The 19,388-nt window shown below is 65.5% G+C and carries 12 protein-coding genes; 8 read left to right on the forward strand and 4 right to left on the reverse strand.

Going from position 1 to position 19,388, the window contains the following annotated elements:
• Positions 1-46: 46 nt before the first annotated feature.
• From ACW179_RS00945 to ACW179_RS00955, 3 genes are all read left to right on the forward strand, one after another.
• Positions 47-1,021 carry a phospholipase D-like domain-containing protein gene (locus ACW179_RS00945; RefSeq protein WP_492062031.1) on the forward strand — a complete coding sequence of 325 codons (975 nt, stop codon included), beginning with the start codon at positions 47-49 and terminating at the stop codon, positions 1,019-1,021.
• A 251-nt stretch (positions 1,022-1,272) separates the two neighbouring features.
• On the forward strand, positions 1,273-2,340 hold the full coding sequence (gene rsgA, locus ACW179_RS00950) for a ribosome small subunit-dependent GTPase A (protein WP_492062032.1): 1,068 nt from the start codon (positions 1,273-1,275) through the stop codon (positions 2,338-2,340).
• 430 nt (positions 2,341-2,770) lie between these two features.
• A complete protein-coding gene (locus tag ACW179_RS00955; RefSeq protein ID WP_492062034.1) occupies positions 2,771-4,063 on the forward strand; it encodes a serine hydrolase domain-containing protein in 1,293 nt (430 codons plus the stop codon).
• A gap of 198 nt (positions 4,064-4,261) precedes the next feature.
• On the opposite strand, the gene ACW179_RS00960 is transcribed toward ACW179_RS00955, so the two are convergent.
• Positions 4,262-6,274, reverse strand: coding sequence for a transglycosylase domain-containing protein (locus tag ACW179_RS00960; protein WP_492062036.1), 2,013 nt, complete (start codon positions 6,272-6,274; stop codon positions 4,262-4,264).
• Between the two features lie 147 nt (positions 6,275-6,421).
• Here ACW179_RS00960 and ACW179_RS00965 point away from each other — a divergent pair, with 147 nt between their 5' ends.
• Positions 6,422-6,751: a hypothetical protein gene (locus ACW179_RS00965; RefSeq protein ID WP_492062038.1), complete on the forward strand. Its 330-nt coding sequence runs from the start codon at positions 6,422-6,424 to the stop codon at positions 6,749-6,751.
• 24 nt (positions 6,752-6,775) lie between these two features.
• On the opposite strand, the gene ACW179_RS00970 is transcribed toward ACW179_RS00965, so the two are convergent.
• Together ACW179_RS00970 and ACW179_RS00975 are read right to left on the reverse strand one after the other, a co-directional pair.
• The gene (locus ACW179_RS00970) at positions 6,776-8,314 is read right to left on the reverse strand and encodes a tryptophan halogenase family protein (RefSeq protein ID WP_492062040.1); all 1,539 of its coding nucleotides are present in this window, start codon (positions 8,312-8,314) and stop codon (positions 6,776-6,778) included.
• 38 nt (positions 8,315-8,352) lie between these two features.
• Positions 8,353-9,885 (reverse strand): tryptophan halogenase family protein, encoded by a 1,533-nt coding sequence (locus tag ACW179_RS00975; RefSeq protein ID WP_492062042.1) that lies wholly within the window; start codon positions 9,883-9,885, stop codon positions 8,353-8,355.
• A gap of 289 nt (positions 9,886-10,174) precedes the next feature.
• Here ACW179_RS00975 and ACW179_RS00980 point away from each other — a divergent pair.
• Positions 10,175-10,938, forward strand: a protein-coding gene (locus ACW179_RS00980) for an IS5 family transposase (protein WP_492059466.1) whose coding sequence is annotated in 2 segments (ribosomal slippage) — positions 10,175-10,510 and positions 10,513-10,938 — 762 coding nt in all. Because the reading frame shifts where the segments join, the coding sequence is not laid out codon by codon here.
• A gap of 108 nt (positions 10,939-11,046) precedes the next feature.
• Here ACW179_RS00980 and ACW179_RS00985 read toward each other — a convergent pair.
• Positions 11,047-14,121, reverse strand: coding sequence for a TonB-dependent receptor (locus ACW179_RS00985; protein ID WP_492062044.1), 3,075 nt, complete (start codon positions 14,119-14,121; stop codon positions 11,047-11,049).
• 667 nt (positions 14,122-14,788) lie between these two features.
• Here ACW179_RS00985 and ACW179_RS00990 point away from each other — a divergent pair.
• The 3 genes from ACW179_RS00990 (at position 14,789) to ACW179_RS01000 (ending at position 19,324) form a co-directional block, all read left to right on the forward strand.
• A complete protein-coding gene (locus tag ACW179_RS00990) occupies positions 14,789-15,832 on the forward strand; it encodes a LacI family DNA-binding transcriptional regulator (protein ID WP_492062046.1) in 1,044 nt (347 codons plus the stop codon).
• 61 nt (positions 15,833-15,893) lie between these two features.
• Positions 15,894-18,149, forward strand: a complete 2,256-nt coding sequence (locus ACW179_RS00995) for a beta-glucosidase family protein (RefSeq protein ID WP_492062048.1) — start codon at positions 15,894-15,896, stop codon at positions 18,147-18,149.
• 248 nt (positions 18,150-18,397) lie between these two features.
• Complete coding sequence (locus ACW179_RS01000) at positions 18,398-19,324, forward strand: Gfo/Idh/MocA family protein (RefSeq protein WP_492062049.1); 927 nt, start codon at positions 18,398-18,400, stop codon at positions 19,322-19,324.
• Positions 19,325-19,388: the final 64 nt, after the last annotated feature.

Below are 19,388 nucleotides of genomic sequence, written 5' to 3' on the forward strand. Positions count from 1 at the left end.
ATTCGCTAGCATCTTCATTTGGGTTCGATGCAAAAGGAAGCTTGGCATGGTCCAACTACTGCGCGAAAATCAACTGGCTGCAAAGTTTCGAAAAGCGATCGTCCAAAGTCAGGATGCAGTCGTTGCCGTACCGTTCTGGGGGCGTGGCGCGGTCAAGACGCTAGGAATAGCGAGCGGAATTCCCTTGCGGGTCGTGTGCAATCTGAGCCATCCGGGCTGCAACCCCGATGTGATCGCCGAAATTAGAGCCCTCGGGATCAAGATCCGTACCCATCCACGCCTCCACGCAAAAATCTATGCCACAAGTAAATTGTCAATAGTTGGGTCTTCAAACGTATCGACTAATGGACTTACGGAGGAAGGGGCGACAGCCAAAGGTTGGATTGAAGCGAACGTATTGGTCGAGGATCCACAGTTCGTCGCCAAGGTACTCGAGCTTTTCCAGGTCATCTGGGAGGACCCTGAAACACGCCCTGTTAGCACTGCAGATATTGCAGAGGCAAAAAGACGACGGGATGCCCTACCACTCAAGAGTTTGACACCTCTTCTAGGTACAACTCTGATTTCAGCCTGTCGCGAGAACCCTGAGCAGTTTAAATCGGTCTACGTGGCAGCTTACAGCGAGGGGCTCGGAGAGGGTGGGGAGAAGAAATTCGACGGCCTAAAAAGCGGCGTGCAACCGAGTAAGCCTGGGCTTTCCGCTTCAGATTTCCGCAAAGCATGGGGTTACCAATACGCTGAAGTACCGGAAGATGCATGGATTGTAGACCTAGACTGCAGGCGAAAAGGCGCGCCAAAGCTGTCGGGATACGCGCGGGCAACTGGCTTGTGCCTGTCAGTCGAAAACGAGAATGACCTATCAATCGCTCTAAAGGGCAACATAGTCATCGCGGGTAGAAAACTAAAGCTGTCGCCTGCCGAGAAGGCTTGCCTCATTGCTATCGGCGACCAACTCGCCGCCAAGTGGCCGGACACCCTGATACCACTTTCTAAAGTGATAAATGCAATGGATCGGGGCTGAACCGCCCCGACCTGCGCCCCCCCTCTTCAACGTAGTCAACTCTTCGGTCACTTTCCGGGGGGGGGGGGGGGGGGGGGGGGGGGGGGGGGGGGATTCCGTCCAATGTAGCTTCACCGCACCCCGCGATATGCGGAGACTCGATCGCGTCATTTTCGCCCTCACACTCGAAAGCCCTCACGCCGCGTGCGCGGCCGCGTGGGTTCGCACGGCAGATGGTGCTAGGTTGCCTGATCCTGTGAGAGACCCATCCCTTGATAGAGCAATATGGCTGGTCCGAGACGCTGAGCCAGGCTTTCGAGCCGCATGCGCGCGCCGGCTACACCCCGGGGCGGATCGTCGCCCAGCAGCGCGACGGCAATCTGGTCATCACCGACCAGGGCGAGGTGCGGGCCAAGCCTGCCGGGCGTCTTTTTCACGAGGCGCGTGAGGCGGGCCATCCGGCGGTCGGCGACTGGGTGGCGCTGTCGCTGAATCTGGTCGAACGCACCGCCACCATCCACGCCATCCTGCCGCGCAGCACGGCTTTCGTGCGCCGGGCCGCCGACAGCGTGCAGACCCTGCAGGTCATTGCCGCCAATATCGATGTCGTCTTCGTCGTCACCTCGCTGAACGCCGACCTCAATCCTCGCCGGATCGAGCGGTATCTGGCCGCCGCCTGGCAGAGCGGTGCCCGCCCCGTGGTCCTGCTGACCAAATCCGACCTTTCCGATGATCCGCAGGGCCAGGCCGAGCAGATCGCCGCCCTGGCGACCGGCTGCCCTGTGCTGGTGGTTTCGGCGCGACAGGGCGAGGGTCTCGACGCGCTGCTGGCCCAGATCGCGCCGGGCCAGACCTGCGTCCTGATCGGATCGTCCGGGGTCGGCAAGTCCACCCTGGTCAACGCCTTCCTGGGCGAGGCCCGGATGGCCACCCAGGCGATCCGCGAGACCGACGACCATGGCCGTCACACGACCAGCCACCGGGAGCTGTTTCTGTTGCCAGGCGGCGGGCTGATCCTGGATACCCCCGGCATCCGCGAGGTAGGGCTGATCGACGCCGACGATGGCCTGAGCGTCGTGTTCGACGACATCGAGCGCCTGATGCTGGAGTGCCGGTTCAACAACTGCGGCCACGCCAGTGAGCCCGGCTGTGCGGTACGCGGCGCGATGGAGACCGGCGCGCTGGACCCGGCCCGCTGGGCGCATTTCCAGAAGCTGGGCGTCGAGCTGGCGGCGATCGAGGCCAAGGCCGAGCGAGTCGCCAAGGACGCCGAACGCCGCCGCCAGGCCGCCCTTCAAAGGACATACCGGGCCACGAAAAAGGACCAGCGCGGCAGCTGAGCATGGGCTCGAAAACGCCCGCCGAGCGCTAAAACGCAAGCGACAGCGTTTGAGATCCGGCGGCGGGTGCCTTGAAATATACGCGGGGGTTCAGGGCCGCCGAACTGTCGGGTCTAATATCAACGGCTGTTGATCCTGACCTCAGAGGGTCCAAATCTGAAAGCACCCCGTCACCCCGGGACTTGTTCCCGGGGCCCATGGGTCAGCTTCACCGTGAGCGTTCTATTCTGCGCCGCACCTGCGGTGGAACGATGGGCCCCGGGAACAAGTCCCGGGGTGACGAGGATATAGAGCGCAAGGGGGTCGAGCTCAGCGGCGCTTGGTCTAGGCTTGCTCCCGCGCAGCAAGGGCGTAGGAGACGTCGCCCATCGCCGGGCGAGGCGGATTCGGGATTGGCGGCCGGCGAGGTTGGCCGCGGCGGAAGAGACGATTGAAAAAATTCTACAGGACCCGTTTCGGCACGTTCAGGTTCAGCCCCCGCCCTGACTGGCGGCTGGGGGCCGCCCTGGCGGTGATCGCTGCACTGGCCGTGGCTGGACTGACGATCTTCTATGGCTTGCGAGTGGCAAAGGGTCCGCCCGCAACCGTCGCGACGGCGCCGGAGATGCCGGCGGTGCTGCCGGTCAGGCCGGAAACCTGGCATGGCCAGATTGACTATCGCGTTCTGGACGCCCGCATCCAGGCGATGATGGCCGACAGGACCATGCAGGGCCTGGCGGTGGCCGTGGTGGAGAACGGACGCGTAGCGTTTGTGCGCGGCTACGGACAGACCTCGCCCGGGGGCGGCGAAAAGGTCGATGCCACGACGGTCTTCCGCTGGGCGTCGCTGTCCAAGACCGTGGCCGGCACGCTCAGCGCCGGCCTGGCCAGGGACGGGGTCCTGTCGCTGGAGGATCCGGTGGCGAAGTTCGGCACCAGCCTGCGCCTGCCGGGCCAGGCGCAGAACAGTCTGACGCTGGCTGATCTGCTGTCGCAGCGCACCGGCTTGCCCCGCAACGCCTATGACGGCTGGCTTGAAGGTGGGCGCGATCCGAAACTGATCCGGCAAAGCCTGGAAGACGTACCTCTACTGTGCCCGCCGGGCACCTGCCACAGCTACCAGAACATCGCCTATGACACGATCACCGAGGTCGTGGAGCATGCGACGCACCAGACCTATGCCCGGCAGGCGCATCAAAGGCTGTTAACGCCCCTGGGCATGACCAGCACGACGCTTGGCCTTGAGGCGCTGCGCGCCGCACCGCACTGGGCGCAACCGACGCGCAACGGTCGTCCGGTCCCGCTGGTGGATGCCTATTACCGGACGCCGGCCGCCGCCGGGATCAATTCCAACATCGTCGACCTGGCCCGCTGGATGCAGGCGCAGATGGGACAGGCCCCTGTCGTGCTGCCGGCCGCCGTGCTGTCGGAAGTTCAGCGTCCGCGCGTCAACACCAGCCGGCCCTATGGCAATTCGCCGCTGGGCCGATCCCTGCTGCAGCCGGCCTATGGGCTGGGCATGCGCAGCTTCACCTACAAGGGCCACCGGCTGGTGGGCCACAGCGGCGCCGTGACCGGCTATCGCTCGACCATGATGTTCGACCCGGCGACCCGAACCGGCGTGGTGATGCTGTGGAACAGCGAGGCCAACCTGCCCTTCAAGCTGCAGGCCGAGGTCTTTGACCTGGCCTATCGCCAGCCGTTCACCGACTGGCTGGAGCTGGACGCCAGCCGCGCGCCCTAAGGCAAGGGCCGCTGAGTTCGACGGCTTGCGCTCTTATTCAGCTCGTCACCCCGGGACTTGTTCCCGGGGCCCATGGGTCAGCTTCATCGTGAGAGTTCTATTCGGCACCGCACTTGCGGTGGAACAATGGGCCCCGGGAACAAGTCCCAGGGTGACGACGCATATAGGGCGCAAGGAGTCGAGCTCAACGGCCCTTGGCTAGTTGACCGGGGTCTCCGGTGTGGCGGGAGGCTCGACAGGCGGAGGCTCTTCCAGTGCGGTCAACGGATCAGGAACGGGCGCGTTCGGATCGACGATGGGCAGACCCAGGTCATCGACCTCGAGCGGAATCTCCTCGGGCTCGGGCGGGGGCGCGTTGCGGCCCAGGGCGGCGGTCATGAACTGGCGCCAGATGATCGCCGGCTCGCCGCCGCCGACCACGCCGCGCATGGCGCTGTTGTCGTCATTGCCCACCCAGACGCCGACCACCAGATCGCCGACATAGCCGACGAACAGGGCGTCGCGGTAGTTCTGGGTGGTGCCGGTCTTGCCGAAGGCGCCGGGGATGGCCGCTTCCAGCCCCGTGCCGCGATGCACCGCCGAGCGCAGCATGTCGCGCATATTGACCAGCTCGGCCTTGCCCAAAGGCTTGGGCTGGACCTTGGGTTTCCAGTCTTTCAGGCCATGGGCGACGATCGGCGCCTTGCCGGCGGCGATGGCGGCATAGGCGGCGGTCAGCCGGGTCAGGCTCATCTCGCCGGTGCCCAGGGCCAGGGTCAGGTCGTCGGGGATCTTTTCGGTGACGCCCAGGTCGCGGGCGGTGCGCACGATCTCGGCCCGGCCCAGCTGGTGAGCCAGCCGCACAGCGGCGACATTGGACGAGGCGGCGAAGGCGGTGATCAGCGGCACTTCACGGTCGTGATACTTGCCCTCGTGGTTCTTGGGCTTCCAGCCCGACAACTCCACCGGTGCGTCCGAGATCGGGGTGGTAATGGTCATGCCCTTGCGCAACGCCGCCAGGTAAACGAACAGCTTGAAGGCCGAGCCCGGCTGGCGGGCGGCGTCGGCGCGGTTGAACTGGCTTTCGGCATAGTCGCGACCGCCGACCATGGCCACGACCTGGCCGTCGGGGCGCATGGCGACAATGGCCCCCTGAGTGATGTTCAGACCCTCGCCGTCCTGGTCCAGGGCCTGCCGCAGCGTCTTCTCGGCCAGGGCCTGAAGCTTTGGATCCAGGGTGGTGCGCACCACTGTCTCGCCATAGCGCGCGCCGACGGCCGCGCGGGCCTGGGGAATGGCCCAGTCGGCGAAGTACGAGCCGGTGGGCATCTTGCGGCGGCCGTCGCTGATATGGACGTCGCGGGGCGCCGCCCTGGCCTGCTGCGCCGTGATCACCCCGGTCTCGACCATGGTCGCCAGCACCGACCGCATCCGCTCGGTCGCGCGCTCGGGATTGCTGCTGGGGGCCAGGCGCGAAGGGGCCTTGACCATGCCGGCCAGGATCGCCGCTTCGCCCAGGGTTAGTTGCTCGGCCGGCTTGTCGAAATACTGGCGGGCGGCGGCTTGCACGCCGAACGCGCCGTTGCCGAAATAGACCGACGACAGATAGCGCGACAGGATCTCGTCCTTGGACAGCCGGGCTTCCAGATAGACGGCGATCAGCGCTTCCTGGGCCTTGCGGCGCAGATTGCGGTCATTGGACAGGAAGGCGTTCTTGGCCAGTTGCTGGGTGATGGTCGAGCCACCCTCCGACACGCCGCCGGCCTTGGCATTGGCGCCGACCGCCCGGGCGATGGCCCGCAGGTCCACGCCCATGTGGCGATAGAAGCGCCGGTCCTCGATGGCGATGAAGGCGGCCGGCACATAGGCCGGCAGGGTCTTCAGGTCGATCGGGGCTTCCTTGTACGATCCGCGCCGGGCGATGGGCGAGCCGTCGGCGGCCACCAGCACCAGGGCCGAATTGTCCAGCGGCTCCAGCGCCCGACTCAGCGGCAGCGACCACAGCAGCGACAGGATCAGGATCAGAAACAGCGAGACCGCAACGCCTGCGCCGATCTGCCAGGCACGACGCCGCCAGATCGGCGGCCGCACGCCGGGCAAAGGCGCGGTTTCGGCCGAAGCCTGATCGTCCGGTGCCCTGTCGTCGGGCGTCACGACTTCGGGTTCCACCGGCGGCGTGGCGACCTCGGGCTCCGGGGCTTCTGAAGACTCTGGCGACTTGGGATCCGACATCGATGGGGGCTCGCTCCCGACAGGGGCTTTGGCCCGGCCGGTGCATAGCATATCCGCCTTGAGCGCCAAGCCTGCTCATGGAGCCGGCCGTGCGTCCATGGCGCGCGGGGGTGGCCTGAGGGCGTCTGCTGGGCTAACACCCGTCGCATGGCAAAACCCAAGCAAGGCCCCGAGTTCCCGATCCAGGTCGATGGCGAGCCCTATGTCTGGCGGCTGCATCGTCAGCCCGGCTGGTCCAGCGACACCGCATCGCGGCACGGCATGGCCTTGGCCGTGCGTCACAAGGACTGGCAGCGCGAAGCCGTGGTGGAGTTTCCGCCGGGTCCAGAACCCAAATACGGCGCGCCCATGCTCAAGCCCGCCCAGATCGCCCCTGAACTGGTGGCCAGGGCCATCACCTCCGCCATCGGGGCAGGATGGGACCCGCTGTCGCGCGGCAAGACCGTGGCCATCGTCGTGGACGCCACCGGCGCCTGACGCCTTGCGCGGGGGCCCCCTCCCCTACGCGCTCCGCTTCCACGGCGCTGCCGGGCAATGCTGCGCGAGGAAGTCTCCGTGGCTGGGCAGGCCCGCCACCTGGGCCTTGAGGACCGGTGCCGACTGGTCCAGCGTCTGGCGGATCACCTCATAGGGAATTGTGTCGACCAACTGCTGATAGCGGTCCGGGCGGATGCCCATGCCCTCCATGACCGAATGCCAGCTGGCCGCGCGGAACATCTCGTCGACGCCCTCGCGCAGCAGGCCGGCGGCGCGGAACAGCTCGACCCGCTGCCTCAGGCTCTCGGGCGGCACCACCTTCTGATAGTCGCGCCAGAACGGGGTGTCGTCGCGCCGGGTCGTGCAATAGTGCAGCACGATGAAGTCGCGGATCTCTTCATAGTCGGCCGTCATGCGGCGATTGTACTCCGCCGCCAGACCCGGATCGAAGTCGCGATCGGGGAAGAAGCGCAGCAGGAAGTCCATGCCGCGATAGATCAGGTGCAGGGCGGTGGATTCCAGCGGCTCGATGAAGCCGCCGGCCAGGCCGATGGCCACCACATTGTTGCGGAACAGGCGCTTGCGCATGCCCGTCTTGAACGCGATCACCTGCGGACCCAGGATCACCTCGCCCTGGACCTGACCCAGCAGGGTGGCGGTGGCTTCGTCGTCGCTCAGATACTGGCTGCAGAACACATAGCCGTTGCCCGCCCGGTGTTGCAGCGGGATGCGCCAGCGCCAGCCGAAGTCCTGGGCCTGGGACAGGGTATAGGGATGGGGATCGTCGATGTTCTCGGTCTGGGCGGCGATGGCGCGGTCGCACATCAGCACGCCTGACCAGTCACGGAAGTCCTCGTTCAGGGTCTTGCCGATCAGCAGGGCGCGGAAGCCCGAGCAGTCGATGAAGAGGTCGCCCTCAACCTGGCGGCCGTCCTTCATGATGACCTTTTCGACAAAGCCGTCCGCGCGGGCGACCACGTCGGTGACGATGCCCTCGGTGCGCTTGACGCCCCGGGCCTGCGCAAAGTCGCGCAGGTACTGGGCCACCAGCTTGGCGTCGATGTGCAGGGCATAGGCCGCGCCGCCCAGCAGGGTCTTTTGGGCCCGGACCGGCGGAATGAACTTGCCCTGGTCGGCCATGACGGTGGCGGGGGCGAAGTCCTGCAGGTTTGAGGCATGGCCATTGGCCTTGGCCTTCAGCCAGCACTGGTAAAACTCGCTGCGGCCGATCGGCCCGCCGATCTGGCCGAAGGGGTGGTAATAGGCCTCGCCCTTCTGACGCCAGTTCTCGAACCGGATCGCCAGCTTGAAGCTGGCCTGGGTCTTCTGGATGAAGTCCTGCTCGTCGATGCCCAGGCTGTGGATCAGCTGCAGGAACGGCGGGATGGTCGACTCGCCCACGCCGATGGTGCCGATCTCTTCAGACTCGATCAGCTCCACCGCCACACCGGTCTTGTGGAAGTAGTGGCTGGCCATGGCCGCGCAGATCCAGCCGGCGCTGCCGCCGCCGACGATCACGACCTTCCTGATCGCGTTCTGATTGGGGTTCATGGTCGTCGTCATGGTCTTCCCGGCCTCCCCGGCCTTGTCATTCTTCTGGATTATTGCGCGGCCATCAGATCGGGCCGCGCATATTGCTCGATGAAGGCCCCATGGGTCGGAGCCGCCGCGACGGCGGCGGCAACAGACTTGCGCATCTCGGTCAGCCCGCGCTGCAACGAAACCGGGTCCAGGCCATCAAGGCTGGGATCATAGGCCTTGGGCAGGATCTCGAAGCCCGCATAGATCGCCAGCCAGCTGGCCGGCTGGAACATCTCCCAGCGGTAGCGCACGAAATGGCCGCGCTCGCGGAACAGCTCGATCTTGTGCCTGAGCGTATCGGGGATCTCCACCGCCTGACAGTCGCGCCAGAAGGCCGTGTCTTCGCGCTGGTTGGCCTTGTAGTGCAGGATGATGAAGTCGCGCACGCGCTCCATCTCCAGCTTCGACATGTCGTTGAATTCGTCGGTCACGGCAGGGTTGAAGTCGCGGTCGGGGAAGAGCTGTTTCAGCTTTTCGATGCCCGTCTCGATCAGGGCGATGCTGGTGCTCTCCAGCGGCTCCAGGAAGCCGGCCGACAGGCCCAGGGCGACGCAGTTCCTGTTCCAGGCCTTGCGGCGACGGCCCGGCGTGAAGCGGATGGGGCGCGGCGCGTGCAGCAGGCGGTCGGGCACGGCACCGGTCAGTTCCTTCAGCGCCGCCTCGTCGTCGATATGGCGGCTGGAATAGACATATCCGTTGCCATAGCGGTGCTGCAGCGGGATGCGCCAGCGCCAGCCGGCGCTCTGCGCGGTGACATCGGTATAGGGCGGCGGCTCGCCGGTTGCCTCGCTCTGCACGGCCAGGGCCCGGTCGCACAGCAGCCAGGGGCTCCAGTCTTCATAGCCGGTTTGCAAGGCCTCCTCGATCAGCAGACCCTTGAAGCCCGAGCAATCGATGAAGAGCTCGCCCTCGACAGTGACCCCGCTGTCGAGATCGATGGAAGCGATGAAGCCGTCGTCAGGGCGCAGATTGACCCGGGTGATCGTCGCATCAATGCGGGTGACCCCCGCCTGCTCGGCCACCTGCCGCATCAGGCCCGCAAACAGTCCGGCGTCGAAATGCAGGGCCCAGTCGAAGATCGACAGGCTGGAGGGCGGATTGCGTGACGGCAGGGTGAACTTGCCCGCGCTGGCCAGGGACGCGCCCAGCGAATAGTCGCTGATCGGCGCAGCGTCGCCCAGGGCCTTCAACCGCATCCAGTAGTGGTGAAACGGCACGCCGCGCAGGTCCTGGCCAAACAGGCCAAACGGATGGACGAAGGACGAGCCGGGTTTTAGCCAGTCGTTGAAGCGGATGCCCAGCTTGCAGGTGGCCTGGGTCGCCTTCATCACCTCGACGTCGGACAGGCCCAGGGTCTGGTAAAAGCTGCGGATGGTCGGGATGGTGGCTTCGCCCACGCCGATCGTGCCGATCTGCGCACTTTCCACCAGGGTGATCTTCAGGGGCGAGCCCTGGAAATGCCGCGCCAGGCTGGCCGCAGCCATCCACCCGGCCGTGCCGCCGCCGACAATGACGACCGAGCGAATACGACGGTCCTGTCCAGCGTGATCCAAGTCGCCCTCCCAAGAGCGCGTTCGTCGATGACTGAGGCGGTTCGGCCGCCTGCGTGGGGTCTGGTTCACCGGAATTCTGCAGAACGGGATTCCGGACCCGTCTTGATCAGAGGCTAGAGCGCGTTCCGAAAAGTGGGAACCGGTTTTCGGAATGAAACGCGCGTGAAAACAAAAGACTAGAGCGAGCGATCTGATTCCAGCAGATCGCAACCCGCTCTAGGAGCTGTGGACTCTAGGGATTCCCGAAGGGTGCGAAGCGTGATTCAAGACTGTCTTTTGGGAGGCGGTCTTGGGTGTGATGGATCGTTTGGTGCTGAGTGACGCTGATTGGGACCGGATGTCTGGCCTGATCATCGGGCGTCCTGACCAGAAGGGCTCGACCGGCCGCGACAACCGGATGTTCGTCGAGGGCGTGTTGTGGATCGTGAGGACGGGCTCGCCCTGGCGCGATCTGCCCGAGGTGTTCGGCGATTGGAATAGCGCCTTCCGGCGGTTCAGTCGCTGGAGCCAGAAGGGCGTCTGGCGGCGGATCTTCGAGGCGATGTCGGGCGATCCAGACTTCGAATACCTGATCATAGACTCCACCATCGTCCGCGCCCACCAGCACGCTAGCGGGGCCAAAAAGGGGGGTCTGAAGATCAAGCCCTTGGACGCTCGCGCGGCGGACTGAGCACCAAGGTCCACATGGCCGTGCGAGGCCTGGGCCAACCAGTCCGGTTCATTCTCACGGCCGGGCAACGGGGAGACGCACCTCAAGCGGGTCCGTTGATCGAAGGCTTGCCGGCCAAGGTCGTCATGGCCGACACCGCCTACGATGCAGATCATCTGCGTCAGGCGATCACCGCCAAGGGCGCCGTCGCCGTCATCCCCAACAATCCTTCACGCGCTCAGAAATATACGCTCGACCCGCACCTCTACGCCCAGCGCCACCTCGTCGAGTGCTGCTTCAGTCGCCTCAAGCAGTTCCGCCGTGTCGCCACCCGCTTCGAGAAGACGGCGAGAAACTACCTCGCCGTCCTGCACCTCGCTGCCGCAATACTCTGGATGCGATAAGTGTCCACAGCTCCTAGCCCCTCGCCTGGGGCCAGGACAGTCTCGCCCCTCAAAAAAATGCCGCCGCGACCGGGGAGTCGCGGCGGCTGCAGGAGGTGAGGCTAAAGGCTACCAGCGGGCGCGGACGCCGAACGTGTAGCGAGGTTCAAACTCGTTCTGGCGGATGTACTGGGTCTTACCGGCGCCGAACTTGGCGTAGTAATCCTCGATCTCGCCGGTCACGTTCGAACCGTTGACATATACGGTGACGTTGTCGCGAACGTTGTAGCTGACGTTCACGTCCACATAGCCGGTGCTGTCCTGGTAGATCGGGATGCTGCTGCTCATCACTTCAGCCAGGCGATCGGTCCGGTAGTTGTAGGCGACGCGCGCCTGCAGCTTGCCGTCCTGATACCAGCCGACCAGATTGAACTGGTGCTTGGAGTTGTCGACGAAGGACAGCTTCTTGCCGTCAAAGCCGGTGCGCGACTCCTTGCTCGGCGAGTAGGTGTAGTTGCTGTCCACACCGAAGTTCGACAGCAGCCCGGCCTCGGGCAGGATGTCGCTCATCGCCAGCTTGCCGCCGATTTCCAGACCCTTGACCTCGCCGCCGTCGCCCTGGATCGGCAGGGAGACGTTGACGGTGCGACGGATCACGCCGTCCTGGTCGGGGAAGCGGCCGGTGGTGGTGCCGCCGGTCACGAAGCTGTCGATCTTCAGCTTGAAAGCCGAGATGTTCAGCATCGAGGCGCTGCCGAAATAGTACTCGACCGCGCCGTCGAAGTTGGACGAACGCCACGGATCCAGGTTCGGGTTACCCGAGGCGCTGGCCCCGGTGACGCAGCGCACGTTCGGCAGGGCCGTGCCGCAGTCCGAGGTAAAGATGCTCAGACCGCCGCCATAGTTGCCCAGATCCAGGGGCTGCATGGTCTTGCTGTAGGCCGCCCGGAATTTCCAGTTGTCGCCGAGGTCGTAAACCAGGTTCAGCGACGGCAGCCAGTCGGTGTACTTGCGCTTGGTGACGTTGTCGCCGGCATCGGCATTGGTGTCGCCGTAGTTGCGGGTGTCGCCGGTCAGGTTCTGCTTCACGGTCAGCGAGGTTTCGATGACGCGCAGGCCGAAGTTACCGCTCAGGCCGCCCATTTCGAAGTTGGCGGCACCGAAGGCGCTCTGCTCGCTGAGGCTGACGTCATAGGTCGCGCCGGGGATCTGGACGCGGATGGCCCCGCCGAACACCTTCTTGTGGAAGGCCGCGGCATCGTCAAAGTCGTGCGGATCGATGGCCCAGAAGCCAGGAATGCCGCTGGTCACACCGCCCAGGTCGTCGACCCAGACCACCTTGTTGTACTTGTCCAGGGCGGTCGGCGCATTGACCGTATAGCCCTGGAAGACCTGCAGGCCCGTGACCGCATCGGGCACGAACTCGCCGGCCTGGCACTGGTTCTGGCTCATGACGACGTCGATGGCCTTCCATTGGGCCTCGCAGCCGCCGGCCGGAACGGGCGTGCCATTGGCCTGCACGGCACCCGGGGCACCGCCGTAGAAGCCCGAGAACAGGTGGAACGCCTCGACATCGACCGAGCGCTTGCTCTGACGAACGCCGGCGTCGACCTTGGTGATGAAGCCCAGGAACTTGTCTTCGAAGGCATAGTGGCCGTCGGCGCGGAACACGTTCATGTCCGACTCGACTTCGTTATTGCCTTCCGACGAGAAGGCCCCGATCGCATAACTGCCGATATTGGCCATGTAGTCCTTGAGGGACTTGCCGGCCCCCAGGCCACCGGCCAGCGGCTTGTCAAAGCCGCTCCACACCGGGTGATCGCCGGCGATGTTGTAGTGCAGCTGCGGATTGGCGCCGTAGCCCTGAGGGTTGGGATCCAGATAGCAACCGCCGGCGCTGCCGACGACGGCATTGGTTTTGCGCGAGGCGCCGAACTGGTCGCAGATCGCCTTGGGATAGAAGGTGCCGCGGGTGCGGTCATTGGCGTCGCGGAACAGGGTGAAGCGGCCCGGCGCATAGCGCCAGTTGCTCAGGTCGCCCTGGGCCTGGCCGTTCATGCTCAGACGCTCGCCGTCGGCACGGATGGCGCGGGCCTCGAAGGTGAACGGACCGTCGTTGTCGTAGTTCAGTTCGAGGTTGTAGTTCTTGGTCTTGGACTTGGTGGTGCGGTTGACGGTGAAGGAGTTCACCCACCAGGCGTCGATGTCGTACTCGTCGACCGCCAGCCAGTTGCCCTGCCCCACCGGCGTCGAGACAGTCGGTTTGGTCCAGGCCCCGAAGGCGCCGCCGTCCCAGCGGTTGGAGATATTGATGCCGACGGCGCGGTTATACTCGTCCAGCTCGGCGTAGAAGCCTTCGGCGATCAGGGTAAAGCCTTCGCCCAGGTCGGCCTCGAAGGCGGCATTGATGCCGAGGCGATCGCGTTCGACCACGCGATTGAAGCTCTCGAAGCCGTGGGGCGAGATGTAGCTGTTGGGGAAACCGCCACCCCAGTCATTGTTGCCCGACAGGCCGACAGTGCCCGAATAGTTGTTGCCGAGGTTCGACTTGCTCTTGGCGGCCGAGACCATCAGGCCGACCCGGTCGTTGCGCCAGCTGGCCACGCCGTTCAGCAGGTAGTCGTTTTCCGAGGTGCGATCGCCGCGCTGGCTTTCCAGACCGCCGGCAAAGGTCAGGCCGCTGGGCAGCTGGAACGGACGGCGGGTGCGCAGGTCGATGGTGCCCGAGATACCCGACAGGGCGTTCTTCGGATCGGTCGACTTGTAGACCAGCACCTGGTTCATCAGCTGCGAGGGCACGTCCAGCAGGTCCGGCTGGGCCGAGCCCATGTTGCCGGCGCTGAGATACTGTTCGCCGTTCAGCAGGGTGATGACCTGGCGCAGGCCACGAATGTTGACGGTCTTGCCTTCGCCGGCGTCGCGCTGGATCTGGACACCCGAGATGCGCTGCAGCGAGTCGGCGATGGTGACGTCCGGCAGCTTGCCGATGTCTTCCGAGGAGATGGCGTCGACGATCGAGACTTCGCGTCGCTTGACGTCGACCGACTTGATCTGCGAACCGCGGACCCCGGTGACGACGATTTCCTCGACCTGGGTCTGGTCCTGCGCCGAGGCGCCGGTGGCCAGGGCCACCTGGGAGGCGCCGGCCAGTAGGGCCACCGCCAGGCCGCGCGTCAGCACGGCGTTCCTGCGTTGAATAGACAAATTCCTAGCTCCCCAACAAAACGTTCTTATGGATTGTTCGCCCCATCCGCCGGTGCGTCGTCTGCGCGACGCATTATGGATGTCGGTGGAGCGCCTCTAAGGCCCGGCCATTCGCCTGGTTCGCGATGTCCGTGTTTCGACGGCGACCCCCAGCGCCCAGGCAGCCGAGTCCGGCCCAACGCCATCCTCGCTTGTCGCCAACTTCCATAAATGTCCCACTCAAGTCAACAGGAATGTCAACGTTGTCATTCCTGCCTGACCAAGCCTTTCACGCCCCGAGCAGCCCCCGGACTCACGCGCGCCACAGCCGCACAACAGCCCAAAACATCTCCATTCTGTGGGATTCAGCGGCATTTCGATGAAAATCCGCACCCAAAACGCCGAGCGCCACCGGCGCTGACATCGGTTTCCTGATGCAACCAAGGCCGCAGCGCTCGCCCTTAGGATCAACCAAGGGGCGAAGAATGCCCCCGCCCCGATGGGCGGAGGCCCCACGAAATGTCCACAAAATGTCTCATTGTCCGACCTATTTTGACCTCATAATGTCCTTGTCCATGACATTGCGGACAACGTACGCTATGGCTTGGGCCGCACATCGCCTTGCGGCCGCCACCTTCGCCGTGGTGGAGTCGGGCGGTTGGGCCAATGGGCGTGGAAACAGATCTCTATGGCGACGATTCACGATGTGGCCGCGCGGGCGGATGTCTCGCCCAAGACGGTCTCTCGCGTGCTCAACGATCATGAGAGCGTCAGCGCCAAGACGCGCGAGCGCGTCCGCGCGGCCATGCAGGACCTGGACTATCAGCCCAGCGCCGTTGCCCGCAGCCTGAGATCCCAGACCTCGTCATCGGTCGGCGTACTGATGGGCGACCCCAGCGGCGGCTATCACACCAAGATCCACCACGCGCTGCTGCTGGCCTGCGTCGAGACCGGCCGTCACCTGACGGTCGATCTGTTCGACGGGCCCGTGCCCGGCTGGGAGGACCGCATCCGCGCCTTCGTCACCGACGGCGGCATCCGCGAGATGATCCTTCTGCCGCCGGAGTGTGACTTTGGCCCGCTGAAGGCCCTGATGCGCGAGATGGAAGTGCGCTGCGTGCTGATCTCGCCCACCAGCCCCGACCCCTTCTTCCCGGCCATCGCCATGGACGACCGGGCCGCCGCCCGCCAGGTGGTCGAGCACCTGTTTGCCCTGGGCCACAGTCGTATCGGCCATATCTCGGGCCACCCCGACCACGCGGCCAGCACGCACCGTCGCAACGGCTTCTTCGAGGCCTATGCCGCACGCGGCCTGCCGCGCCCCGCGCCGGAACTGATCGCGGACGGCGAATTCACCTTCAAGACCGGTGCCGAGGCGGCCAGGGTCCTGCTCGACATCGACGAGCCACCGACCGCCATCTTCGCGGCCAATGACGACATGGCCGCCGCCACCTGTATGGAAGCCCAGCGGCGAGGCCTGCGGATCCCCGACGACATCTCGGTCGTGGGCTTCGACGACGCCCCGATCGCCGGGGTGATCTGGCCCACCCTGACCACCATCCGACAGCCCTTCGAACAGATGTCGCTGCGCGCGCTGCAGATCTTCAGCGCCTGGAACGCCAACGAGGGTGCCGTGAAGGCCACCGCGCCGTTCCTGGCCCAGCACAGCCTGATCGTCCGCGAATCGACCGGCCCGGCCCGAACCGGCCCGCCACCGCGACGAACGACCTGACCCGATCCGCCCGGCGACCACCAAGGTCCGCCGGACCCAGACAAAGCATGACGGAGGAAACATGAACCGGCAGACATTCCAGGGCCTGGCCCTGGCGCTGATGATCGGCGCGTCCGCGACGGCGCTGAACGCCAACGCCCAGACCTCCGCCCCGGCCGCCACGCCCGCCGCCCAGCCCTGGCTCGACCCCAGGCTGGACGCCGACACCCGCGCCGACCTGGTGGTCAAGGCGATGACCGAGGACGAGAAGCTGACCCTGGTGTTCGGCTATTTCGGCGCCGACATGAAGCCCAAATATACCCGCATCGACGGCGCGCTGCCCGGCTCGGCCGGCTATGTGAAGGGCATTGCGCGCCTGGGCATCCCCGAGCAGTGGGAAACCGACGCCGGCATCGGCGTGGCCACGCAAGGCAGCGCCAAGGAATTCCGCGAACGCACCGCCCTGCCCTCGGGCATGGCCACCACCGCCACCTGGAACCCTGAACTGGCCTTCAAGGGCGGCGCGATGATTGGCTCCGAAGCCCGTAATTCGGGCTTCAATGTCATGCTGGCCGGCGGGGTGAATCTGGTTCGCGAGCCGCGCAATGGACGCAACTTCGAGTATGGCGGCGAAGACCCGCTGCTGGCCGCGACCATGGTCGCCGCCCAGATCAAGGGCATCCAGTCCAACAACATCGTCTCGACGATCAAGCACTACGCCCTGAACAACCAGGAAACCGGCCGCTTTGTGCTGAGCGCCAATATCGACGAGACCTCGGCCCGGATGTCCGACCTGCTGGCCTTCCAGCTGGCCATGGAACAGTCGGATCCGCACTCGGTGATGTGCGCCTATAACCGCGTCAACAGCGTCTATGCCTGCGAAAGCGACTGGCTGCTGAACAAGGTCCTGAAGCAGGACTTCGGGTTCAAGGGCTATGTCATGTCCGACTGGGGCGCGGTGCATTCCGGCTCCAAGGCGGTGAATGCGGGCCTTGACCAGCAGTCGGCCGGTGACGCTTTCGACAAGCAGAACTTCCTGGGCTCGGTGCTGAAGGCCGATCTCAAGACCGGGGCCGTCAGCCCGGCGCGCCTCGACGACATGGCCCGCCGCATCACCCGCGCCCTGTTCGCCAGCGGCGCGGTGGACCACCCCGTCAAGATCGCCCTCATCGACCTGAAGGCCAACGGCCTGGTCAGCCAGGCTGACGCCGAAGAGGGCATGGTCCTGCTCAAGAACGAGGGCGGCCTGCTGCCCCTGGCCAGGACCGCCAAGACCATCGCCGTGATCGGTGCCCATGCCGATGTGGGCGTTCTGTCAGGCGGCGGCTCGTCCCAGGTCTATCCGGCCGGCGGCCGCGCGGTGCAGGGCCTGCTGCCCGCCACCTGGCCCGGCCCGGTGATCTATTACCCCTCCTCGCCCCTGAAGGCGCTGCAGGCGCGCTATCCGGACGCGAAGATCACCTTTGCCGACGGCAAGGACCCGGCCGCCGCCGCCAGGCTGGCCGCCGCCAGCGACCTGGCCATCGTCTTCGCCGACCAGTGGACCACCGAGTCGGAAGACGTCTGGACCCTGAACCTGCCCAAGAACCAGGACGCCACCATCGCCGCCGTCGCCAAGGCCAACGCCAGGACCGTGGTCGTGCTGGAAACCGGTGGTCCGGTGGTCATGCCCTGGCTCAACGACGTGGGCGCCGTGCTGCAGGCCTGGTTCCCGGGCACCAATGGCGGCGAGGCCATCGCCCGCGTCCTGACTGGCGAGGTCGACGCCTCGGGCCGCCTGCCGGTCACCTTCCCGAAAGACGTGACCCAGCTGCCGCGTCCCAAGCTGGACGGCGATCCCAAGACGCCTGACGCCCTGTTCGACGTCGACTATACGATCGAAGGCGCGGCAGTCGGCTACAAATGGTACGACAAAAAGGGCCACCAGCCGCTGTTCCCGTTCGGCTATGGCCTGTCCTATACCAGCTTCGACTATTCGGACCTGAAGACCGCCGAGGCCAACGGCGTGCTGACCGTCAGCTTCTCGGTCAGGAACACCGGGCCCCGCGCCGGCAAGGCCGTGCCGCAGGTCTATGTCTCGCCCAAGGCCGGAGGCTGGGAAGCGCCCAAGCGCCTGGCCGGCTTCAAGAAGGTGGAACTGGCCCCCGGCGCCAGCACCAGCGTCACCCTGACCGTCGATCCGCGCCTGCTCTCGGTCTGGAACGACAAGACCCACGGCTGGTCAGTGGCGGCGGGTGACTACGACGTCACCCTGGGTGCCTCGTCGCGCGCGGTCTCGGCGACCTCGACCATCGCGTTGAAGGCCCAGGCCCTGCCGGTCTCGCCCTTGGCCAAGTAACGCCGAAACCCCTCATCCAGGCCAAGCCCCACTGAAAGCCGGGCGCCGATCCGGGACCGCAGGAAGCGCAAGAGACACGCGCCGGTCCCGGATCCCGGCGCGGCGCGCTCATGCGCACGGGCTGATGTTTTCAGGGATGACAGGGGCGGGCTTGAGGATGCTATCTGCGGCTTGGGCCTTTGCAATTTATAATATAATAGCGAGGCCAACCGACGATCCATTTGTCGGACCAGAACCAGGAGCAGGGCGTGAGCGTCATCAGGATAGGCATCGTCGGCGTCGGCAAGATCGCCAGGGACCAGCACATTCCCGCCATCGCCGCCGATCCGGGCCTTGAGCTCGTCGCCGTCGCCAGCCGCTCCAAACCCGATATCGGCGTCCCCGCTTTCGAGACACTGGAAGAGATGCTGGCAGAGGGGCCCGCGCTGGACGCTATCGCCCTGTGCACGCCGCCCCAGGCCCGCCGTGCAACGGCCCTGACCGCCCTGGCCGCCGGCAAGCACGTCTTTCTGGAAAAGCCGCCCGGCTCAACCGTCGGCGAGGTCGGCGACCTCATTGCTCTCGCCGCCGAACACGGCGTGACCCTGTTCGCCAGCTGGCACTCGCGCTTCGCCGCCGGCGTACCGACCGCCAAGGCCTTCCTGGCCAACAGGACGATTCGTTCCGTCGATATCCAGTGGCGCGAGGACGTGCGGCGCTGGCATCCCGGCCAGACCTGGATCTGGGAAGCCGGCGGCCTGGGCGTCTTTGACCCCGGCATCAACGCCCTGTCGATCCTGACCGAGATCATGCCCAACGAGGTGTTCGTCACTGACGCCCGCCTGGACGTGCCCGAAAACGTCCAGTCGCCGATCGCCGCCCACATGGCCATGACCGACATCGCCGGAACGGCCATCACCGCCGATTTCGACTTCCTGCAGACCGGCCCCCAGACCTGGGACATCACGGCAGTCACCGACCAGGGCACGCTGCGGCTGTCCAGCGGCGGGGCCCAGATCGAGATCGACGGAGCACCGGTGGTCCAGGCCTCTGACGCCGAATATCCGGGGCTCTATACGCGCTTTGGCGACCTGATCCGCGCGAGCAAGACCGAAGCCGACGTACGACCGCTGGCCCTGGTGGCCGACGCGTTCCTGGTGGGACGGCGCGAACGGGTCGAGGCGTTCGTGGAGTAGAAAATCCTCCCCCTAAAGGGGGAGGTGGCCCGAAGGGCCGGAGGGGGAAGCCTTACTGCGGACA

The organism is Caulobacter sp. AVps18 (assembly GCF_058681425.1).